Annotated in this window: 12 protein-coding genes; 8 read left to right on the top strand and 4 right to left on the bottom strand. The window is 66.8% G+C overall.

Annotated elements, in window-relative coordinates; translation table 11 throughout:
- Window positions 1-8 precede the first annotated feature (8 nt).
- The 4 genes from ACLB1G_RS12395 to ACLB1G_RS12380 all read right to left on the bottom strand — a co-directional run bounded on the left by ACLB1G_RS12395 (window position 9) and on the right by ACLB1G_RS12380 (window position 11,625).
- Window positions 9-1,787 carry a type I secretion system permease/ATPase gene (locus tag ACLB1G_RS12395; RefSeq protein WP_491627513.1) on the bottom strand — a complete coding sequence of 593 codons (1,779 nt, stop codon included), beginning with the start codon at window positions 1,785-1,787 and terminating at the stop codon, window positions 9-11.
- Window positions 1,788-2,003: 216 nt separating this feature from the next.
- Entirely contained in the window at window positions 2,004-3,545 is a 1,542-nt protein-coding gene (locus ACLB1G_RS12390) for a class I SAM-dependent methyltransferase (RefSeq protein ID WP_491627512.1), read from the bottom strand.
- Between the two features lie 149 nt (window positions 3,546-3,694).
- Complete coding sequence (locus ACLB1G_RS12385) at window positions 3,695-9,538, bottom strand: beta strand repeat-containing protein (protein WP_491627511.1); 5,844 nt, start codon at window positions 9,536-9,538, stop codon at window positions 3,695-3,697.
- Between the two features lie 461 nt (window positions 9,539-9,999).
- A complete protein-coding gene (locus tag ACLB1G_RS12380) occupies window positions 10,000-11,625 on the bottom strand; it encodes a FecR family protein (RefSeq protein WP_491627510.1) in 1,626 nt (541 codons plus the stop codon).
- A 199-nt stretch (window positions 11,626-11,824) separates the two neighbouring features.
- Here ACLB1G_RS12380 and ACLB1G_RS12375 point away from each other — a divergent pair, with 199 nt between their 5' ends.
- From ACLB1G_RS12375 to ACLB1G_RS12340, 8 genes are all read left to right on the top strand, one after another.
- The gene (locus ACLB1G_RS12375) at window positions 11,825-13,684 is read left to right on the top strand and encodes a CHASE2 domain-containing protein (protein ID WP_491627509.1); all 1,860 of its coding nucleotides are present in this window, start codon (window positions 11,825-11,827) and stop codon (window positions 13,682-13,684) included.
- The gene (locus tag ACLB1G_RS12370; protein WP_491627508.1) at window positions 13,681-15,144 is read left to right on the top strand and encodes a tetratricopeptide repeat protein; all 1,464 of its coding nucleotides are present in this window, start codon (window positions 13,681-13,683) and stop codon (window positions 15,142-15,144) included. Before ACLB1G_RS12375 ends, ACLB1G_RS12370 begins: the two co-directional genes overlap by 4 nt.
- Window positions 15,145-15,187: 43 nt before the next feature.
- Window positions 15,188-15,514: a VanZ family protein gene (locus ACLB1G_RS12365; protein WP_491627507.1), complete on the top strand. Its 327-nt coding sequence runs from the start codon at window positions 15,188-15,190 to the stop codon at window positions 15,512-15,514.
- A 34-nt stretch (window positions 15,515-15,548) separates the two neighbouring features.
- Window positions 15,549-16,292, top strand: coding sequence for a Crp/Fnr family transcriptional regulator (locus tag ACLB1G_RS12360; protein WP_491627506.1), 744 nt, complete (start codon window positions 15,549-15,551; stop codon window positions 16,290-16,292).
- 156 nt (window positions 16,293-16,448) lie between these two features.
- Window positions 16,449-17,249, top strand: a complete 801-nt coding sequence (locus tag ACLB1G_RS12355; protein ID WP_491627505.1) for an ABC transporter permease — start codon at window positions 16,449-16,451, stop codon at window positions 17,247-17,249.
- A complete protein-coding gene (locus ACLB1G_RS12350) occupies window positions 17,249-18,529 on the top strand; it encodes an ABC transporter ATP-binding protein (RefSeq protein ID WP_491627504.1) in 1,281 nt (426 codons plus the stop codon). The genes ACLB1G_RS12355 and ACLB1G_RS12350 overlap by 1 nt, the downstream gene beginning before the upstream one ends.
- A gap of 24 nt (window positions 18,530-18,553) precedes the next feature.
- Window positions 18,554-19,582: an FkbM family methyltransferase gene (locus ACLB1G_RS12345; RefSeq protein ID WP_491627503.1), complete on the top strand. Its 1,029-nt coding sequence runs from the start codon at window positions 18,554-18,556 to the stop codon at window positions 19,580-19,582.
- A complete protein-coding gene (locus ACLB1G_RS12340) occupies window positions 19,579-21,267 on the top strand; it encodes an FkbM family methyltransferase (protein WP_491627502.1) in 1,689 nt (562 codons plus the stop codon). Before ACLB1G_RS12345 ends, ACLB1G_RS12340 begins: the two co-directional genes overlap by 4 nt.
- Window positions 21,268-21,269: the final 2 nt, after the last annotated feature.

Raw genomic sequence — 21,269 nt, 5'->3', positions numbered from 1 at the left:
TACTCCTCTTACTGGGCCGCACCGGCGGCCGGGGCGGACGGCGCCTGGCCAGGCTGCGCGGCGCGCGCCTGGGCCGCCTGCTGCTGGGCCAAGGCATTTTTCTGTGCATTCTGCTGCAGCGCAGCCAGTACCTGGTCGGTCGGGCCGAACATTTCGGCCACGCCTTCGCGCAGCAGCAACAGCTTGCTGGTGATGCCGATGGCGCTGGTGCGGTGCGTGATCAGCACGATGGTCTTGCCCTGGCTGCGCAGATCGGCCACGGCGGCCAGCAAGGCCTGCTCACCGACGTCATCCAGGTTGGAATTGGGTTCATCGAGGACCAGCAGGGCCGGGTCGCCATACATGGCGCGCGCCAGGCCGAGCCGCTGGCGCTGGCCGCCGGACAGGCCGGCGCCGCCCTCGCCCAGCTTGGTGTCATAGCCTTCCGGCATGTGCAATATCATTTCATGCACGCCGGCGCGCTTGGCGGCCTGCACCACCTTGTCAGCGTCCAGCTCGCCGAAGCGGGCGATGTTTTCACTGATGGTGCCGGCGAACAGTTCGATATCCTGCGGCAGGTAGCCCAGGTGGGGGCCCAGCTCGGCTTTGTTCCACTGGAAAATGTCGGCGCCGTCCAGGCGCACCTTGCCGCCCTGGGCCGGCCAGATCCCCACCAGCAGGCGCGCCAGGGTCGATTTACCCGAGCCGCTGGGGCCGATGATGCCCAGCACGTCGCCGGGCTGGATGGCGAAGCTCAGATTTTTCAGCAGCGCGGCCTTGGCGCCAGGCGGCGCGGCCACCACGCCTTCCACCGACAGCTTGCCGGTCGGTACCGGCAGCGGCATGCCCGAGGGGCGCTCGGGATTATGTTCCAGCAGGGCGGTCAGGCGCTCGTAGGAGCTGCGCGTCGAGGCCCAGCTTTTCCACACGCCGATCACCTGCTGCACCGGCGCCAGGGCGCGGCCCACCAGGATGGAGGCGGCGATCATCATGCCGGGGGTGATCTTGTTATCCAGCACCAGCAGCGCGCCAAAGCCCAGCACCAGCGACTGCAGCGAGGTCTGCACGAACTTGGTGACGGCGCCGATCAGGCCGGCCTTTTCGCTGGCCTCGCCCTGCAGGTGCAGGAACAGGCCATGCAGCTTGTACCAGCGTCCCATCAGGTTGGGCAGCATGCCCATGGCCTCGATCACCTGGGCATTGCGCAGGTTGCTGCTGGCCTGGTTGCTGGCCGTGATGGCCATGGTATTGGCTTCGGCCAGCGGAGTCTTGGTGACTTTTTCATTCACCACGGCCAGCACCACCAGCACGATGGTGCCGCACAGGGCGAAGAGGCCCAGCGACGGCTCGAAAATGAAGATGACGATCAGATAGACCGGGAACCAGGGCGCATCGAAAAAGGCAAACAGCGCGTTACCGGTAAGGAATTGACGCAGGTTGGTCAAGTCCATCAGGGCCTGGCCGGCATTGCCGCCGCCCTGCTTGAGGTTTTGTTCGAAGGTGGCGGTATAGACGCGCCGGTTGAGCGCCATGTCGAACCTGGCCCCCACCCGCACCAGCACGAAGCTGCGTATCAGTTCCAGTGCCGACAGCAGCAGGTAGGCGCCCAGTATCATGAGGGTCAGCATCAGCAGGGTGATTTCGTTGCGGCTTTGCAGCACGCGATCGTAAATCTGCAGCATGTACAGCGAAGGCGCCAGCATCAGCATGTTGGTGATGGCGCTGAACGCGCCCACCGTGTAGAACGTGCTCTTGAAAGTGAGCAGGACCTGCTCAATTTCATTTTTTGGATTCAATAGTTTTTTCATGGTTGTGCAGGCTAGATCCGGCGGTATGGGCACGCAACGCGCGGCGGCCCGTCATCCGGGTCGCCGCACGGCCTTGAACCTCGGGGATGCGAGGTTCAAATTTTTGTAAAGACGTGACATTATCGCCGATTTCCGGCAGAAAATGTGATATGGGTCACATTTATGCTGAAAAAACTGAAGTCCGTGTGATTTATATCACACCGATGCTTGAGCGCATCACAGGCGCCACTGCTCCCAGCGCGGCAGTTTATCACGCAGCAGCAGTCCGATCTGTGCGCGCAGCGAGGCCAGGTTTTCCTCGGGCGAGGCGATCGGCTGGCCGTCCTTGAGCAGGCGGCGGTCCTGGGAGCGCATGATTTCCCAGCCCGCCGCGGCCAGGACCTGCGGATCGCGTTCGCCCGGATGCTGCGCCAGCAGCCAGTACAGCAAGCGTTCCACGTAGCTCATCCCCAGGCAATTGCCCAGCAGGGGCGAGCACAGCGCTTGGTAGTCGTCGGCATAGCGCAGCCGGCCCGCCAGCGCGCGGTTCATGCGCTGGGCCGCAGCTGCCGGCACGGTGTCGCCGCCAGCCGGGCACAGCAGGCCCTGGCCGCTGGCGCTGAGCAGGGCCACGGTCTGCACCACATTTTCAAACGGCTGGCCGGCCAAGGCCGGCAAGGCGGCCAGCTCGGCCACCGTGTGCGGCCGCTGGCTCAGCGCCGTGCACACCGGATCGAAGATGGCGGGTACGGCGTCCACCTCGCCGAACGACAGCTTGAGCTTGAAGCTGAGCGCCTCCGGCGCCGCGACCAGCACTACCACGCACTGGCCCAGCCACTGGCGGCGCTGCAGCGGCGCCATGCGGCGCAGTCCGCGGACGAACACATCCTTGCGGAAGCTGGTGTTGAGGAAATAGTCCTTGAGGGTCTCCCGCATGGCAGGGTCGGGCAGGCGCTGGACCAGGGCCTCGCGCGCCTCATCCAGATACAAACGGGTGTAGGCGCCGGCCAGGTCGGCCGAGCCGGCGAATTCGAGCTTGGCGCCGGCCAGATCGCGCGCCACGTCGGCGTGATACAGGGGTTGCCAGTGGCGGTGCATGTATTCATGCACCAGGTAATTGCGGTTATGCGTCTGCAATCCTTCCAGGCGCGGCTTGCAGCCCGGATGCTGGCTGAAATAGGCGGCGTTCTGGCCGGCCAGTTCCTGCACGAAAGCGGCCGCGCCAGCCAGTTGCTGGTCGCTGCGCCCAGGGTGGGCGTCGCCCCACTCCACCAGCAGCCGCTGCAGCGGCAGGCTGGACGTCCAGCCCGGCATGGCGTTGTAGCTGACGTAGGCCACCCCGCCCGGCTTCAGGTAGCGCGCGATGAAGGCGGCGATATGGGCCCGGTTTTCGGCCGTGACCCAGGTGTAAATGCCATGCAGCGTGATGAAGTCGAACTGCGGCAGGCCGCCGGCGGCGCCGGCGGCCAGTTCCGCGAAGCTGTGCTCCAGCAGGGTCAGGTTGGGCAGCTCGGCGGCTGCGGCCAGCTCGCGCGCCCCGGCCACGTGGGCAGGATTGAAATCGGCCGCGTAGAAGCGGCCCTGGGGATAGCTGGCGGCCAGCAGGTTGACGGTCAGCCCGCGTCCGAAGCCGAGCTCGCAGTAATCGAAGCCGCGCTCCAGGGGTAGCGGCTCGACGCCATTCAGGGCGCACACGACATTCAGGTGGTGCGGACTCTGCTCCACATAAAAGCCGGCCGTGTATTCAATATCCGATGCATATCCCGACGTCCAATCCATGCGTGCGACTCCCTTGAGTTGATAGAACAGGCTGATGGTTGCAGGGATTGTAATGCATCCCGGCCACGCACTAAAAAAAACACCCCGCCGAGGCGGGGTGTTTTGCACTGGTCGGCGGCGGACCGGAGTCCGCCGCGTTCAGGCCGGTATTACAGGGTGATGACGTGGTCGCCCAGCACAGCGGCGGCGCCGTTGGTGCCGGAGGCGGTCAGGTCGACCAGGCCGGTCAGCTTGACGATCACGTCGGTACCGTTGACGAAGCCGGTGCTGAGCGAACGGTCTTCCACGATGTAGGTGTTACCACCGAACTGGAACCACGAGAAGACACCGTTGGTAACGCCGCCGGTTTGGGTCGTGGCGCTGGCGGTGGCGGCAGCCACGTAGTCGGCGAACAGGGCGGTGCCGCTGTTCAGCACGATCTTCGCGGAAGCAGCCGAAGCGGCGCCAGCACCGGTGTAGTTGCCCCACACCTCGGTACCCTGGTCAGCAAAGTTCAGCTGGTCGCCGGTGGCCAGGCCGGTCACGGTCGAGTAGGTATTGGCCGTGGCGGTCGAACCGAAGGTGATCACGTCAATGTCGCCGGTGTCGCTGGCGATGGTGATGGTGTTGGCGCCGCTGCCGACGGTGATGTTCTGCACACCGGTGCCGGCGGTGATGGTGTTGTTACCATTGCCAACGACCACGGTGTTGTTGCCGGTACCCACGTCGATGCTGTTGTTACCGTTGCCCAGCTTGATCGTGTCAGCGCCGGTGCCTGCGGTCACGGTGTTGTTACCGTCGCCGGCGGCAGCACCGGTGTTGATCGAGTTGTTACCGTTGCCCAGGGTGAAGACGTTGTTGTTGTTGTTGGTGCTGACAATCACGTCGTTGCCCGTGCCGCCGGTGTAGGTGACGAAGGTCGAGGCGGTGGTGGCCAAGTTCAGGCCGATGGTGTTGGTGCCAGCAGCCGAACCCTTGATCACCGACGAAGCAGCCAGGGTACCAGCGGTCCAGGTCAGGCCGCCAGCGGCGCCCGACAGGGTCAGGCCGGAGGCGTCCAGCGAGGTCAGGGTGCTGGAGGTCAGGCCGGTGGCGTCAAAGCCGATGTTGCCCGAGATGGTCACGCTCTTCACCGAGTCAGCCGAGATCGGGCTGACGAACACGCTGGTGGCCGCGGTCGCATCGGTATCCAGGGTGGTGATCTTCAGGTTTTCCACGCCATTGATGGTCAGGGCGCCAGCGCTGGTGAAGCCGGTGGCAGCCGTGTAGACCAGGTTGACGGTGTCCGACGTACCGGTGGAGTTGGCCAGGGCGATGCTGCTTGCGCTGGCGTTATCGGTTGCGCCGGTCTGGGTGAAGGTGAAGTTCGCCGCAGCGTTGGTCACGGTCAGGCCGCCACCGGTGGAACCGGCGCTGATCAGGCTGTTGATGCCGTCAGCATTGGCCATGTTGATGGTGGCCGCGTTGGCGGTGTCGGACAGCTTCAGCACTTCGAAGTTGGCCACGGTGTTGGCGAAGGTGCCGTTCGCGGTCGCGGTCTGCGCGATGCCACGGGTCATCTGGATGGTGTCGGTGCCTGCGCCGGCGTCGATCGAACCGCCAGCTGCCAGGGCGCCCTTGTAGGTGATGACGTCGTCGCCAGCGCCGGTGCTGATGGCGGCGGTGCCGCCAGCCGACACGGTGATGGTGTCCACACCCGAACCGCCGGTGTACGACTGGCCGGTCAGCAGGTCGGTGCCCAGGGTCACGTTGCCGGTGCTGGTGCTGGTGATGGCAGCGGTGGCGGCGAAGGTGTCAGCCGTCAGGACCAGGTTCTGGTTACCGCTGATCGAGACCGTGGTGGCGCCGGTGGCCGACAGGCTGCCGATGGTGGTGGCGGCATCCGAGGTGGCGATCTTCAGCGTCTTGACGTCGGTGTCCAGGGTGACGGCGCCGGTGATGGTCGCGCCTTTCAGGTTCAGGTTCAGGGTGCTCACGGCCGGGGTGGTCAGCACGCCCGAGGTGCCTGCGTTCACCGAGGTGCCGGTGCCGGACAGGTTCAGGTTGGCCAGCGCGCCCGAGTTCACGGTGGCGTTGCCGAAGCTGCTCAGGGTCACGGTGTCGATCTTGCCGGCTGCGGTGGCCGAAGCGGCGTTCACATCGGTGATGGTGACGTCGCCGTTCACCACCGAGGTACCCTGGGTGGTCACGTTGACAGCCGACACGCTGCCGGCGGTGGCGCCGGTGAAGCTGGCCGAGGTGGCGTCGGTCATGACACCGGTGGCCTTGGCGGTGAAGGTCACCGTGCCGTTGTTGTTGACAGCAGTGTAGTTGGTGCCGGTGGCGGCGTTGTAGGCGTTAACGAACGCGGTGGCGCTGGCATTCGCATCGGCGGTACCGGTGAGGGTGGTGTAGGTGAAGCCGTCGAAGGTCACGCTGGCGCCAACCTGCAGGGCGGAGGTGAAGGTGGCGCTGAAGACTTCAGCAACACCGGTCACACCCTGGGTGGTCACCGTCACGCCGTTCACGGTGCTGGCGCCGGCACCGGTGAAGGAACCGTCGGTGGCGTCGGTGATTGCACCAGCCACTTTCTGGGTGAAGAACACGGTGCCGTTGACGGCATTGGCGGTGTACTTGGTGCCGCTGGCCAGGTTGTAGCCGGTGGCGAACGCCTGGGCGGTCGCTGCCGCGCTGCCGGTGGCGGAAGCCGCGGTGTAGGTGTAGCCGTCGAAGGTCACGGTGGCGCCAGCAGCCAGGCCGCCTGCGAAGTTGGTCTGGAACACTTCGGCAGTGGTGCCGCCTTGGGCGGTGACAGCCAGAGCACTCAGGTGGCTACCCGAATCGGAAGTAATGACCAGATCGGTTTTGTTGCCAGCAGTCTTAGCAACAAAAGTAACCACGGCGCCAACTGCACTTGCGGTGTAGTTGGTGCCACCGGCTAAGTTGTAACCGGCGACGAACGCCGCGGCGCTAGAGGCAGCATCTGCGCCGTTAACAAGCGGAGTGAAGGTGTAGCCGTCAATGACAATCGAGTCGGAGGTCGGAACAGCGCTTTGGAAAGTTACCGTCGCGGTTTCGTTCACGCCCTGGGTGGTCACGGTGGTGGTGTTCACGCGTGCGCCTTGGGTCACGGTGAACGAGGCATTGGTGGCGTCGACCATCACGCCGAAGTTCTTGGCGGTGAAGGTGATGGTGCCGCCGCTGGAGGTGGCGACGTAGTTGGCGCCGTTGACCGCGTTGTAGGCGGTGACGAAGGCGGCTGCCGAAGCGGCTGCGTCGGCGGTGCCGGCGGCAGGCGCGGTGTAGGTGACGCCGTCGAAGGCCACGGTGTCGCCGGCGCTCAGGCCGCCGGTGATGTTGGCGGTGAACACTTCTTTCACTTGGGTGACGCCTTGGGTGCCCACGCTCACGTTGTTCACACGTACGCCAGCCGCGCCGGATGCGACGGTGAAGGACGAGGCGCTGGCATCAGCGGTCGAGCCTGCCACTTTGGCGGTGAAGGTCACCACGCCGTTGCTGGCGGAAGCAGTGTAGTTGGTGCCGTTGGCTGCGTTGTAGCCGGTCACGAAGGCGGTGGCCGCAGCGGTGGCGGTGGCGTTGCCGGCGGAGGTGAAGGTGTAGCCGTCGAAGGCCACGGTATCGCCAGCGGTCAGGGCGCCGCTGAAGGTGCCGGTGAACACTTCCTTGGTCGAGGCGGTCGCGGCGGTCTGGCTCACCGACACCGAGGTGGTGGCGGTGGTGCCGGTCACGGTCACGGCGCCTTGTACCGACGAGGTGCCGGTGGTGCTGTTGGCGCTGGTGGTTTCGGTCACGGTCACCGAGCTGCCGCCCTTGACGGTGATGGCGCCGGCGCTGCTGCCAGCGGCGATGGTGCTGTTCACGACCACGGCGCCGGTGGGGGCGGTGGTGGTGCCGACGGTGATGGAACCGGTGGTCACGCCGTTGGCGGTGTAGTTGACCGAGGTGCCGCCGTTGATCACGGTGTTGCCGGCAGCCAGGGCGGCCGAGGTGGCGGACACGGTGCCGGTGGCGCCGGCCACGGTCACGGCAGCGCCGGTGGCGATGCTCACGTTGGCGCCGCCGGTCACTTTGGCGCCGGAGGTGTTGCCGGTGGTGGACACGGCCACGTTGGTGGTGGTGGCGGCGGTCACGTCAACCAGGCCCACGTCGGAGTCGGTCACGGCCAGGTTGGTCACGCCGGTGAAGCCGGTGGCGTCCACGGTGAAGCCGGTGTTGCTGGTCGAGTTCAGGGTGATGGTCTCGACGTTCTTGATCGAGATCTGGCCAGGCAGCGAGGAGCCGCTCAGCAGGGCGACCAGGGAGTCGCTGCCGGCGCCGCCGTCGATGCTGTCGAAGGCGCTCAGCGAGTTCAGCGCGCCTGCGTTGAACACGTCATTGCCGGCGCCGCCGGTGAAGTTGCTGACGGTGTCCACACCCGAGGTCAGGGTGAAGGTCTTCGGCACGTACAGGGCCGGCAGGGCATTGGCGGCGTTCAGGTGCGCGTTGGCGGTGGCCAGTGCGGTGGCGGCAGCGGTCACTGCGGCTTGCGCGTCGGTCAGGGCTTTGGTGCCGGCGGCGTCATCAGCGGTGGTGATGGTCGACGCGGTGGCGGTCTGGTAGGCGGTGGCTTGCTTCAGGGCTTCGTCGGCCGATGCCTTGGCCTTGGTGGCGGCGGTCACTTCCGCGGTGGCGGCGGTGATGGCGGCCTGGGCGGTGGTGGCGCTGCTCACGGCGGCCAGGGCGTTGGCGTAGTCGCTGGAAGCGCTGGTCACGGCGGAGGCGTCGATAGTCGCGGTGTTGAGGGCGGCGCTGGCGGTCACCGAGGTCTTGGCTACGGCCAGGGTGCCGGCGGCGTCAGCAGCGGCTTTGACGTTGGCGGCCGAGGTGCTGGCAGCGGCGGCAGCAGCGCTGTCGTCGGTGGCGGTGGCGGTTTTGGCAGCGGCGGCGGTGAAGGCGTCGGTGGCGTTCTTCGCGGTGTTGGCAGCCGAGATGGCGGCGGCGGCGGCGCTGTCGGCGTCGGCGGCGGCCTTGGTCAGGGTGGTGCCAGCAGTGGTTGCGGCGGTAACCAGGTCCTGGGCGGCTTTCAGGTCACCGGCGGCCTTGGTGACGGCAGCGGCGGTCGAGGTGACCACGGCGGCAGCGGCGCTTTGCTTGGCCAGGGCAACTTCGATCTGGGCGTTGGCCAGGGACACGCCGTTGACATCGCCAGCGGCCAGGGCGGCAGCCTTGGCTTGCTGGGCGGCCAGCAGGTCGCCATCGGCGGCGGTCTTGGCGGTAACAGCGTCGGCAGCGGTCGCGGTGGCGGTGTTCAGGGCGGCTTGCTTGCCAGCCACGTCGGCGGTGGCGGCGGCGGCGTCAGCCTTGGTTTTGGCGGTTTGCGCATCGGCCAGTGCCGTGTTGGCGTTGGTGGCGGCGATAACTTTGGCGGTCGCGTCGGTGTTAGCGGCGATGGCGGCCAGTTTGGCCTGGTTCGAAGCGTAGGCCAGCGGATCGCTCTGGGCGGACAGGCTGTCGATGGTGTTGGACAGGTTGGCCGGGTCGATCGCGGCTTTCAGGGTGGTGTCGTCGATCACGCTGCTGATGTAGGCCTTGGCAACGGCCAGGGCGGCGGCGCCCGAGTAAGCGGCCACGCCGCCTTCGGTGCTGTTCAGCTTGGTGGTGAAGGCGTCGGCGGCCAGCACTTTATCGGCGTACGCGGTCTTGTCGGTGCCTTGCGCGCCGCCGGCGATGGCGGTCACGGCAGCGCTCAGGGACAGTTTGCCGGTGTTGATCAGGTTGGCCCAGTACAGCGCGCCGGTGTTGTCGGCAGCGTGGCCGAACAGGTTTTGGTAGATCTTGTTGATGACACCGATGGTGTCCAGGCCGGTGAAGATCGAGGTGTACTCTGCCGAGGTAGCGAACTGGGCGCCGACTTGCGCCAGGGTCAGTTGATTGCTGTTCACAACCTGCAGGTAGTAGGCCAGACCTGCCGGGTCAGCAGGGCGGTTGAAGTAGGCGACATACAAATTCTGCAAGTCAATGGAGGTAATGGCCATTGTAAAGCTCCTAAGAGGATGTGAAAGTTAAAGTTATTTGAGTGGCTCACGCCAGCTTCAACCTAACGTACCGAATAATGTCAGAAGGTATTGACCGCTTAATGTGATGGGCATCACAAAAATGAACAATATCCTCCGAATATTAATAGTTTATTCACCAACATTAATACGGAGGCTCATTATTATTGAGAATCGTTGCCAGTGCAAGTTTCGCCCATCCGTGCAACTTACCCCTCTGCCACAGCGGAGAAGCACCGTTTTGGCGCTGCGGCTGCTGCTCCAGGCCGGTTTACAATTAATAAAATATTAAGTGAAACCTTATCGCAAACATGCGGGAAAATTTAGTAAAGAAATGTAAGGACTGCGGCGTGGCCGCAACAGGTGCGGCGGCGGCGCCGCCATAAAACAACAGCCCCGGGGACGCGGCGGCGGCCCGGGGCTGCAGGAGGGGTGCGCTGCGGCTACTTGGTGGGGGTGGTGCTGACCGGCTTGCCCCACAGGGTGGCGCCGTACACCGTGCGGTCCTTGCTCAGGCGCGCATCGAACAGGTAAGCGGCAGTGCCGCCGTTATCCGAGCTCAGCACACCGCCCACCACCATGGTGTTGCCCGGAATGCCTATGCTGCCGCCCTCGAAACGGCCGTTGGCCGCCACCACCCCGGTGGAAGCCAGGCCGATGCGCTCGGTGCTGCTGACCACCAGGTCCAGGCTGGTCGCGAAGGTGCTCTTGTCAAAATTGAAGCTCAGCAGCCCGTTTTCCACTTTGGCGGCCGTGGTGGCGATAGCCGTATTATCATAATGAACATAGGCCTCGCTCTGTTGCAGGGTGAACGCCACCGAACCGCGCTCCGGCGCCACATAATCCTTGCCGGCGGTGCGGAACAGGGCGAAGTCGGCATTCGTGCGGATCAGCTCGGAACCACTGCGCAACTGGGTGATCAGGTCCACATTGACCGGCAGGTCCGCCACTTTTTGCCAGCGGCCCCAGACGATCTGGCGCTCCGGCTCGGCGGGCGTGGTCACCACCGGATCAACCGGGGTCACCGGCGTGGTGGGCGTGGTCGGCGTGGTCGGCGTTTCCGGGGTCGTCGGCGTGGTCGGCGTGCTTGGCTTGGTCGACGTGTCCGGGGTCGTCGGCGTGGTCGGCGTCGTTGGCGTTTCCGGGGTCGTCGGCGTGGTCGGCGTGGTCGGTGTGCTTGGCTTGGTCGACGTGTCCGGGGTCGTCGGCGTGGTCGGCGTGCTTGGCGTCGTCGGCGTGGTCGGGGTCTCCGTAACCGGCGGCACGGTCACGATGGGCGCGGGCGGCTCAGTGGTCGTGGTCTTGCCGCCATTGGTCAGCCCGGCGGAAGCCACCTGCTGCTGCAAGGTAACAGTCTTCTGCGCATCCAGGATGGGTTGCACGGCGGTGGTCGTGGTCGTGGTGGTGGCGGTCTTGATAGGTTCATCGGAGCGCGGCGGCGCCACCACGTCCGGGGCCAGGGTGATAGTGCTTGGCAACAACTGGGGCGTGGCCTGGCCGCGCTGCACCTGCAGCAGCTGGCCTTTCTGGGCGGCGCTCAGGTCGCGTGCGGCGGTGCCGTCGCAGGGACCTATGCCCTGCGGCTGGCAGGCGCCGCCGAAGCCGCTGATGGTAATGCCACCCGACAGCACGGTGACGCGCGAGGTGTCCTGATCGGTAAACACGGTGAAGTCCGTGCCGCGCACGCCGATGGCGGCCACCGGGGTATTGAAACGGAAATTCTGGCGCGCCAGCTTGACGGCGTCGCCCGACTGGCTGCGCGCCACGCCGCTCAGCAATTCCAGCTTGATGCGGGTGTTGGCGGGATTCTTGGCATCAATGTGGTAGGTGGCGATGCGCGCCCTGGTGTTGGGGCGCAGGATGAACAGGCCCTTGTCGACCGTGCGTATATATATATAGCCATCAGCGCCGGTGGTGAGCAGTTCGCCTTCCTGAACCGCGTCGTCCAGCGCGGCGGCGCGCTCGGCCACCTGGGCCTTGCCGGTGGCGAAGATGATTTTGCCCGCCTCGGCGGCGTGCACCAGCGGCATGGCCAGGACGGCCACGGCGGCGAATAGTTGACGCAACATGGTATTTCCCCTTTTTTGGCCATTATCCCGGGTCCAGGATAAGTTTCCGTGATAGCTATCACATGCATTCTACGCAGCGCTGTCTATCCTGCAGTCAACTTTACACTTTGTAGCAAAAGACCGGCCCCGGTGTCGCGCCCGCCCTACAACCGCTATACTGTCAGATTCTTGCCAACAACAACATCACTAGAGCGACGCGATGAGATTACCCGTCTGGCGCCCACCGGCCCTGCCCGCCGGACTGGTGCGCGCAACCATCGCGCTGGTGGGGCTGGCCCTGGCCCTATGGATGCAGTGGTGGGCGCCTCCCGGCGAGTCGCATTTCGCCAACGAATGGCTGCGCGACCGGTTTATCCGCCTGCAGCGCAGCAGCGCCGAGGAACCACGCGTGCTGGTGGTGGATGTGGACGAGGCCAGTATGAGCGAGCTGGGCGGCTGGCCCTGGCCGCGCGCGCGCCTGGCTGACCTGGTGGAAATCCTGCTGACCACCTACGCTGCGCGCGGGGTGGCGCTGGATATCGTCCTGCCGGCCGCAGCCGATCCCGAGGGCGACATGCGCCTGGGCTTGCTTGCCCGCAATGGGCCGCTGGTGCTGGCCCAGGCGCTCGATTACAACGTCGGCCGCGAGCGGCCGCTACGCGAAGGCGTGCTGGTGGGCGGCCGTCCCGGCCAGCTGGCCGGGGCCCCCGAGGCGGCAGGCTACATCGGCAGCCAGCCGGCCTGGGCCGACGTTCCGCACGCAGGCAACATCGGCTTCATCCCCGACAGCGACGGCACCCTGCGCCGCCTGCCCTTGTACAGCGCTTACCAGGGCCGGCTGTATCCCGCCCTCAGCCTGGCCCTGCTGCAATGCTGCGGCGGCGGCTTGGCCGATCCCGGGCCGCCTGTGCAGCGGGTGTGGCAGCGGCGCGACTGGGAAGCCTATACCGTGGTGTCGGCCGCCGACATCCTGGCCCAGCGCATCGCGCCGGCCAGCGCCGCCGGGCGGCTGGTGGTGGTTGGATCCTCATCGATGACCCTGGCAGACCGCGTCAACACCCCGCTGGGCACCAGCCGGCCCGGCCTGGGCGTGCAGGCGGCCATGCTGTCGACCCTGCTTGACCGCCAGCAGGGCAAGGAAGCCAGCCGCTGGCCGGGCGGCCTGATCGTGAGCGGCTACGCCCTGGCCTGCGTGCTGCTGGCCAGCTACGCCATGCCGCGCCTGTCGGCTGTGCTCAGCACCTCGCTGCTGGGCGGGTTGGCGCTGGTCTGGCTGGGTCTGGCTTACCTGACCAGCCTGCACGACCCCGGCTTTTCCACCACCGGGCCGCTGGCCACCCTGGCTTTCCTGCTGGCCGTGGCCGTGCCCTACCACTGGCAGCTAAGCCAGCGCAACTCACGCCAGCTGCTCGACACCCTGCGCCAGTATGTGGCTCCGGCCGTGGTCGACGAATTGCTGAACAGCGGCCTGGACGACCCGCTGGCGCCGCGCCAGCTGGAGGTCACCACCCTGATCGCCGACATGGAGGGCTACACCACCCAGGTCGAGGCGCTGCCGGTGGCCGAGGCGGCGGAACTCACACGCGGCTTCCTGGAATGCCTGACCGGACCGGTGATCGCGGCCGGCGGCACACTCGACAAATACACGGGCGACGGTCTGGTGGCGTTCTGGGGCGCGCCCCTGCCCAACCCCGACCATGCCGACCTGGCGCTGGAGGCAGCCGCCGCCATCGTCGAGCGGGTGCGCCTATACAGCGCGGCGCGCGAGGAGTCCGGCAAGGCGCGCTTGCGGGTGCGCATAGGCATAGACAGCGGGCCGGCATTCGCGGGCGATTTTGGCACCGCCTTCCGCAGCATTTATACTGCGGTCGGCGACAGCGTCAACACCGCCTCCCGGCTGGAGCAGGCGGCGCGCGACCTGCCGCATGACATCATCATAGGCGCAGGCACGGTGGCGCGCGCCCGCCGCCACCACTTCCTGCTGCTGGGCGAGCGCCAACTGCGCGGAAAGGAAAAACGCACCACCTTGTATACCCTGCAACCCAGCCCCGCCCCATCGCTGCGCGAGGCGGCCGCGTGAGGCCGCCTCGTAGCGCCATTGCCCTCGCGGCCCTGCTGGCCGCCGGGATATTGCACGCCCAGAACCTGCCGACCGGCGAACCGGCGGCCGGCGAACCGGCGGTAGGCGCTCCCACGGCCGGCGCTTCGGTGGCAGGCGCTGCTGGCGCTCCTGCTGCCTGCGGCCCGGCGGCTGGCGCCGCTGCAAAAGCCCCAACGGCCGGCGAACCGGCGGCCGGCGCTCCGGCGGCCGGCGCTCCGGCGGCCAAGGCTGCGGCCGCCCCCGCACCGGAATGCGGCCCCGAGGCAGGCGCCCCGGCGGAGCCGCCGCGCTCGGTGGCCCAGGACATGTACCAGGATGCCCTGCAATCGATCGCCGAAGGCCGCAAGAACGACGCCAGCGAAACCCTGCAGCGGGTGATCGAACGTGAGCCGCTGCATGCGGGCGCCTGGCTGGACCTGGGCCTGATGCAGTGCGCCCTGGGCCACCAGGCCGAGGCCGAGCGCTTGTTCGTGGTGATCGAGCAGCGTTTCAAGCCCTCGCCGGGCATCCTGCAGCTGATTGCGGAAGCGCGCCGCGACGGCTGTGACAATTGGACCCCGCTCAGCCAGTACAGCCTAGGCATAGGGCGCGGCATAGACCAGAACGTCAATCAGGGCAGCCGCGGCAACTACACGGTCGACGCCTTGGGCGTGCAGACCGAGTACGAGCTGTCGCCCGACTTCCGCCCGCGCCATGACCAGTACACCATGGTCTCCGGCGAATACCTGCGCGACCTCAGCCCCAACGGCACGCTGGGCTTCGCCCAGTACCAGGGCCGGCGCAACGACCATTACAGCCAGTACGACAGCCAGTCGCTGTTTGCCGGGGTCGAAACACCGTGGCGCTTCGGCAAATGGGCCGTGCGCGGCACCGGCATGGCCGGCTTCATCACCCTGGGCGGCCGCTACTACCAGCGCCAGCTGCAGGGCCAGTTGCGGATCGGCCCGCCGCTGCAGCTGCCCTCCGCGATACAGCTCAATGTGCTCGCCAGCCTGACCAAGGTGCAATACGTCACGCTGGAGAACTTCGACTCCACCACCGGCGAGCTGCGCGCCCAGTTCAGCCGCCGCAGCGGCGAGGCCGTGGTGAACGCCAACCTGGGCGCGCTGGATGACCGCGCCGTAGGCAGCCGCCCGGGCGGCAACCGGCATGGGCTGCAGGCCAGCCTGCAGTGGCGGCGCCGCTACGACAGCGGTTTCACGGCCGACCTAGGCTACAGCTGGCAAACCTGGCACAGCGCCCTGCCCTATTCGCCAGGCGTGATCGAGCAGGTGCGCGAGCAGGCCACCCATGTGCTGCGGGCCACCGTCAGCTATGCGCTGGACCGCAACCAGAGCCTGACGCTGGAGGCGCGCCAGGTCAGAAATCAGGAAAACATTCCCATCTTTCAGTACAATAACCGCCAATTGCAATTGAGCTGGCAGTGGCAGGGTCTGTAAACGGTGAGGCCGTCGGCAGCGCGCGGCGGCGGCGAACAACACCATGTGGAACCTGATCCTCCTTATCCTGGCCGGCCTGTGCCTGCTGCTGGGCTGCCTGCTGCCCAACCGCTGGCTGCCGCCCTCCATGCCGAACGACAAACTGCTGCACTTCCTGGCGTTTGCCGTGCTGACCCTGCTGGCCCTGCCACTGACCCACGGCTGGCGCCAGGCGGTGCTGGCGCTGGCCGGCCTGCTGCTGGCCGGCTGGCTGATCGAATGCCTGCAGCAATTGGTGCCGGACCGGCGCTTCTCCTGGCGCGACCAGGCCGCCAACGCCGCCGGGGTCGCCGCGGCAGCCTTGTGCTGGGCGGTTTTTGCTACCATCTAGGGTAGAATGAATGCTGCTCCCTCAGACGCCACGCATGAAGTCCATAAACAAAATCATCACCGATGCCCCGGCGGCGCCCGGTACGCCAGGCGCACCGGAAGAGCGCAACCTGCAAATCCACCTGCGCAAGATTCCCTTGTTGTCTGAACTCAGCGACGAGGAAGTGCTGAGCATCAAGGGAGAGTTCCGCCTGCGCCAGTACGCCAAGCGCGACGTGGTGCTGCACAAGGGCGGCAGCGGCGACGGCCTGCTGTTCCTGCTGGGCGGCCAGCTGCAGGTGATCGACGTGACCGAGGACGGGCGCGCCATCGGCCTGCGCATGCTGGTGCCGGGCGACTTCTTCGGCGAGATCGCCCTGATCAACAATTCCACCCGCTCGGCCTCGGTGGTGGCCATGACCGACGCCCTGGTGGCCTTCCTGCCGGCCGCCACCGCCATGCACCTGTTTTCGCACTCGCCCTCGGTCGCCAAGCAGATGCTGCAGCACCTGGCGCAGAAGATACAGCGCGATTCCGAATTCCGGGCCCTGCTGTCCATTAATAACACGGTCAAGCGCATCTATTCTTTCCTGATGCTGCACCAGAAGAAGAACCCGGACGGTACCGTGGTGGAAAACCTGCCCACCCACCAGGATATCGCCAACATGATCAACACCAGCCGCGAGACCGTGACCCGCGCGCTGCTCAGCCTGGCCCAGCAAGGCATCGTGCAGAAGGATGCGCACCGCCTGATCATCCTGCGTCCTGACGAATTGCAGAAACTTGTGCAATCGTCGTGATGTGCCTGGAAGCGGTTCCTGGTGACAACCTGTTACATCCTTGATCATGCCGTTTTGCTATAATCGCCGCCTTATATTGCCGGCTGTCGCAGCCCCGTTTCCTTCCATGATAACCAACTGTCCGTACCGGGCCGCCGCCGCAGCGCGGAGGCGCCCATGATTTCTCCCCTTATGCTGCGCGGCCTGTGGAACTACCGCGGTTTCGTCGCCGGCAGCGTCAAGCGCGAATTCCAGGCCAAGTACCGCAATACCATGCTGGGCGCGGCGTGGACGGTGCTCAGTCCGCTGGCCATGATACTGGTCTACACCCTGATCTTTTCCCAGGTGATGCGCAGCAAGCTGCCGGGCGACGTCAGCGAGTACGGCTACAGCATCTACCTGTGCGCCGGCATCCTCAGCTGGGGCTTGTTCTCGGAAATCGTCACCCGCGCCCAGGGCATGTTCCTGGAGCAGGCCAACCTGCTCAAGAAAATCAGCTTCCCGCGCATCTGCCTGCCGGTAATCGTGGTGCTCAACGCCCTGGTCAACTTCGGCATCATCTTCGGCCTGTTTACCGTGTTCCTGCTGGCCTCGGGCCAGTTCCCGGGCGCCGTGTTCCTGCTGCTAGTCCCGGTGCTGGCGCTGCTGGTGCTGTTCGCCATCGGCCTGGGCCTGGTGCTGGGCGTGCTGAACGTCTTTTTCCGCGACGTCGGCCAGCTGTCCGGCATTTTGATCCAGTTCTGGTTCTGGCTCACCCCCATCGTCTATCCGGCCAGCATCCTGCCGCCGGAGGCCCGCCCGCTGCTGGACTGGAACCCGATGGCGGCCGTGATCCAGGCCTGCCAGGCCATCCTGCTGCACGGCGCCGAACCCGACTGGAACAGCCTGCTGCCGGCCGCCGTGCTGGCGCTGCTGCTGTGCACCCTGGGCTTGCGGCTGTTCCGCAAGCGCTCCGGCGAAATGGTGGATGAACTCTGATGGGCACGATTGCAGTCAACAACCTGGGCAAGGCCTACAAACAATATCCCACCCGCTGGTCGCGCCTGCGCGAATGGATGCTGCCCTTCCTGGGGCCGCGCCACCAGCTCAAGTGGATTTTGCGTGACATTAATTTCCACATCCGCCCGGGCGAGGCCGTGGCCCTGATCGGCGTCAACGGCGCCGGCAAGAGCACCCTGCTCAAGCTCATTACCGGCACCACCCAGGCCAGCACCGGCAACGTCCACATCGAGGGCAGCGTGGCCGCCCTGCTGGAGCTGGGCATGGGCTTCCACCCCGACTTCAGCGGGCGCCAGAACGTCTACATGGCGGGCCAGCTGATGGGGCTGGACGCAGAGCGCATCAGCGCCCTGATGCCGGAGATCGAAGCCTTCGCCGACATCGGCGAGTACATCGACCAGCCGGTGCGCGTGTATTCCAGCGGGATGCAGATGCGTCTGGCCTTCAGCGTGGCCACCTGCGTGCGGCCCGACATCCTGATCGTGGACGAGGCGCTGGCGGTGGGCGACGTGTTCTTCCAACAGAAGTGCTTCGACCGCATCCGCTCGTTCACCGACAGCGGCACCACCCTGCTGTTCGTCTCGCACAGCATGGGCACGGTGATGAACATCTGCGACCGGGCCCTGTACATCCGCCAGGGCGTGCTGGCCTTCGACGGCGCCCCGCGCACCGCCGCCGACCGCTTCCAGGCCGAGCTGCTGGGCCATGAACCGGCCGCGCACGGCGCCGCGGCGGCCGCCGTGCCCGAGGCCGAGCGCCTGCGCCATGCTCCGGCCCTGGCCGGCAGCGAGGGCAGCATCACCACGGACGCCGCCGACTGCATCGGCGTGGCCTTCGTGCAGGCCGACGGCGCGCCGCAGGCCACCATCATCGCCGACCAGGCGGTGCGGCTGCGCATCGACTACCGCGTCCTGCGCGACCTCGATGATCCGCACATCGGCTTCAAGATACGCAACCGCCACGGCGTGGTGCTGTTCGAGACCAACAGCTACTGCATGCACGAGCGGCCCGGCGCGGCGCGCGCCGGCAGCCTGCTGTCGGCCACCTTCCATTTCACCATGGCGCTGGCGCCCGAGGAATACACGGTCACCGTGGGCCTGGGCAACGGCGGCTACGACAAGGACAGCTTCCGCGAAGTGCTGAACTACCTGCACGAGGTCAGCGGCTTCGTGGTGCTGCCCAACAGCGGGGCCATCACCTGGTCCGGCATGGCCAACCTGGCGCCGCGCCTGGTGGTCGACCGGCTGCCGGCCGCCTGACGCATGGACTAACAGAGGACACCCATGGCTATCCACACCGCCACCGAGGCCGCCGAACTGGTGCACGGCCTGTACCGCGCCCTGCTGGGCCGCGAGGCCGACCCGGCCGCACTGCGCCACTGGTGCGCCGTGCTGGGCGACGGCAGCGCCACGCTCGACCAGCTGGCCGCCGCCCTGGCCGCCAGCGAGGAATACCGCGTGCGCAGCGGCGCCGCCCGGACCCGCGACGGCGCCCGCGCGCGCTTCCTGGAGCGGGTGCGGCCGCTGTTTGCCGCCGCCCCGCTGCGCATCGTCGATGTCGGCGCCCAGATCCTGGATGACGAGCAGCACGTCTACACGCCGCTGGCCGAACACGGGCTGGCCTGCGACGTGGTCGGCTTCGAACCGCTGGAGGACAAGCTGGTGCAGCGCCAGCGCCAGGACGGCGCCGGCAGCGTGCGCATGTACCCCAACTTCATCGGCGACGGCGGCCGCCACACCTTCCACATCAACGCGCCGGACGCCACCTCCTCGCTGCTGCCTTTCAACCGCGAGCTGACCGCGCAGCTGGTGGACCTGAGCCAGCTACAGACCGTGCGCCGCGAGGAAGTGGCCACCAGCACCCTGGACGGCGTGCTGGACGACGGCGCCGCCATCGATTTCCTCAAGCTCGACATCCAGGGCTTCGAGCTGCCGGCCCTGCGCCACGCCACCCAGGTGCTGGCGCGCACCAGCGTGGTCCACTGCGAGGTGTCGTTTGCCGAGATCTACGCCGGCCAGGGCCTGTTCTCCGACATCGAGCCGCTGCTGCGTGCGCACGGCTTCGACTTCATCGACCTGTCCAGCAGCTGTCGCTACGCCTGCCACGGCCCCGATACCGGCGCGCGCGACCGGCTCGGCTGGGGCGACGCCATTTTCTACAAGCGCCCCGCGCAGCTGGACGCGCGCGCCCTGCTGGCGCAGGCCGCCATCGCCTGGCTGGTGTACGGCAAGCCTTCGCTGGCGGCCGCCCTGGCCGCGCGCGCCGGCGCCGAGTACGCCGCCCTGTACATTCCCGAGGCCAGCCTGCCATGACCTTCCTGACCTATGCCCAGAACTTCGAGGACGTGCTGCTGTGGCGCGCCCTCAAGGACGTGCCGACCGGCTTTTATATCGATGTCGGCGCCAACGACCCCGAGCTGCACTCGGTGACCAAGGCCTTCTACGACCATGGCTGGTCCGGCATCAATATCGAGCCGATGCCGTCCTACGGCGCCGCCTTCGCCGAGCAGCGTCCGCGCGACATCAACCTGAACGTGGCGGCCGGCGCCGCCAACGGCAGCATCACCCTGTTCGACGTGCCCGAGGTGAACGGCTGGGCCTCCACCGACACCAGCGTAGCGGAAGGCCACCGCGCCCACGGCCATGCCGTGGTCGAGCACACGGTGCCGCTGATGACGCTGGCCGAGATCTGCCGCCAGCATGTGCGCGGCCCGGTGCACTTCCTCAAGATCGACGTCGAAGGCCATGAAGCCGAGGTGCTGCGCGGCATGGACTTCAGCCTGTGCCGGCCCTGGATCGTGGTGGTGGAAGCCATCCTGCCCAACAGCCGCGACAGCAACCACGGGGACTGGGAAGCGCTGGTCACGGCGCACGGCTACCAGTACGCCTGGTTCGACGGCCTGAACCGCTACTACGTGGCGGACGAGCAGTCGCACCTGGCGGCCGCGCTGCAGCTGCAGCCCAACGTGTTCGACGAATTCATCCCGCACCACCTGGACAAGGCCTGGCGCCGCAGCGCGCAACTGGCCAAACAGGTCGAGGCCGATGGCCGCCTGGCCAGCGAGCAGGACGCGCGCCTGCGCCAGCTGGGCCAGCGCCAGGCCGAACTGGAACAGGAACTGGGCCAACGCAACCAGCTGCTGGCCGAACTGGACCGCACCCTGGCCCAGCGCGACCAGACCCTGGCCGAGCGCGAACAGCTGCTGACCAGCCTGAACCAGACCTTGGCCGAACACGACCAGCTGCTCATGGAACGCGAAAAGCTGCTGGCCAGCCTGAACCAGACCCTGGCCGAACACGACCAGCAACTCATCGAACGCAACCAGCTGCTGGCCGAGCAGGACAAGCAACTGGTGGAGCGCGACCGGCTGCTGGCCGAGCGCGACCAGGCCATCGCCGAGCGCGACCTTACCCTGGCGCGGCTCGACCGTGCGCTGGCAGATCGCGAGCAGTTGCTGGCCGAGCGGGAACAGCAGCTATCCCGCCAACAACAGACCCTGCTGCAACGCGACCAGGACCTGCGCCAGCGCCATGCCCAGGTGCAGCAACTGGAAGCCGAACTGCGCCAGGCAGAAGCCGAAGCGCGGCAGTTCGAGGACCGCATGCACCAGGCCGCGGCCTGGGGCAGCGAGCTGGAACAGCGCCTGCTGGCGGTGTACGCCAGCACCTCGTGGCGCATCACCGAACCGATGCGCGCCATCATGCGGCGCGGCGAGGACAGCCTGGCCAACCGCGCCCGGCGCGGCACGCATGCGGCGCTGCGCGACGGCGCCCGCTGGCTCACTTCGCGCCAGTGGATGCGGCGCGCCCTGCTGCCGCTGATCGCCCGCTCGCCGCTGCTGCAGGGCCTGGTGCACCGTTCGCTGCACGCGGTGCGGGCTGGCACCGCGCCGGCCGCCGGCGCCGCCGAGGTGCCCTACCAGCTGCGTGAACTGCCGCAATCCGCGCGCAAGGTGCTGGACGACCTGCAGCGCGCCCGCCACTCCCACCACGAATAACC

It is taken from the genome of Duganella kummerowiae, assembly GCF_053572355.1.
The sequence above is the reverse complement of the archived record's forward strand: the minus strand, read 5'-3'. Positions and strand labels throughout refer to the sequence as shown.

Coding starts and splice junctions, on each gene's coding strand:
- ACLB1G_RS12345 (WP_491627503.1), top strand. CDS start 18,554: ATGGCTATCCACACCGCCACCGAGGCCGCCGAACTGGTGCACGGCCTG.
- ACLB1G_RS12365 (WP_491627507.1), top strand. CDS start 15,188: ATGTGGAACCTGATCCTCCTTATCCTGGCCGGCCTGTGCCTGCTGCTG.
- ACLB1G_RS12360 (WP_491627506.1), top strand. CDS start 15,549: ATGAAGTCCATAAACAAAATCATCACCGATGCCCCGGCGGCGCCCGGT.
- ACLB1G_RS12340 (WP_491627502.1), top strand. CDS start 19,579: ATGACCTTCCTGACCTATGCCCAGAACTTCGAGGACGTGCTGCTGTGG.
- ACLB1G_RS12390 (WP_491627512.1), bottom strand. CDS start 3,545: ATGGATTGGACGTCGGGATATGCATCGGATATTGAATACACGGCCGGC.
- ACLB1G_RS12380 (WP_491627510.1), bottom strand. CDS start 11,625: ATGTTGCGTCAACTATTCGCCGCCGTGGCCGTCCTGGCCATGCCGCTG.
- ACLB1G_RS12375 (WP_491627509.1), top strand. CDS start 11,825: ATGAGATTACCCGTCTGGCGCCCACCGGCCCTGCCCGCCGGACTGGTG.
- ACLB1G_RS12350 (WP_491627504.1), top strand. CDS start 17,249: ATGGGCACGATTGCAGTCAACAACCTGGGCAAGGCCTACAAACAATAT.
- ACLB1G_RS12355 (WP_491627505.1), top strand. CDS start 16,449: ATGATTTCTCCCCTTATGCTGCGCGGCCTGTGGAACTACCGCGGTTTC.
- ACLB1G_RS12395 (WP_491627513.1), bottom strand. CDS start 1,787: ATGAAAAAACTATTGAATCCAAAAAATGAAATTGAGCAGGTCCTGCTC.
- ACLB1G_RS12385 (WP_491627511.1), bottom strand. CDS start 9,538: ATGGCCATTACCTCCATTGACTTGCAGAATTTGTATGTCGCCTACTTC.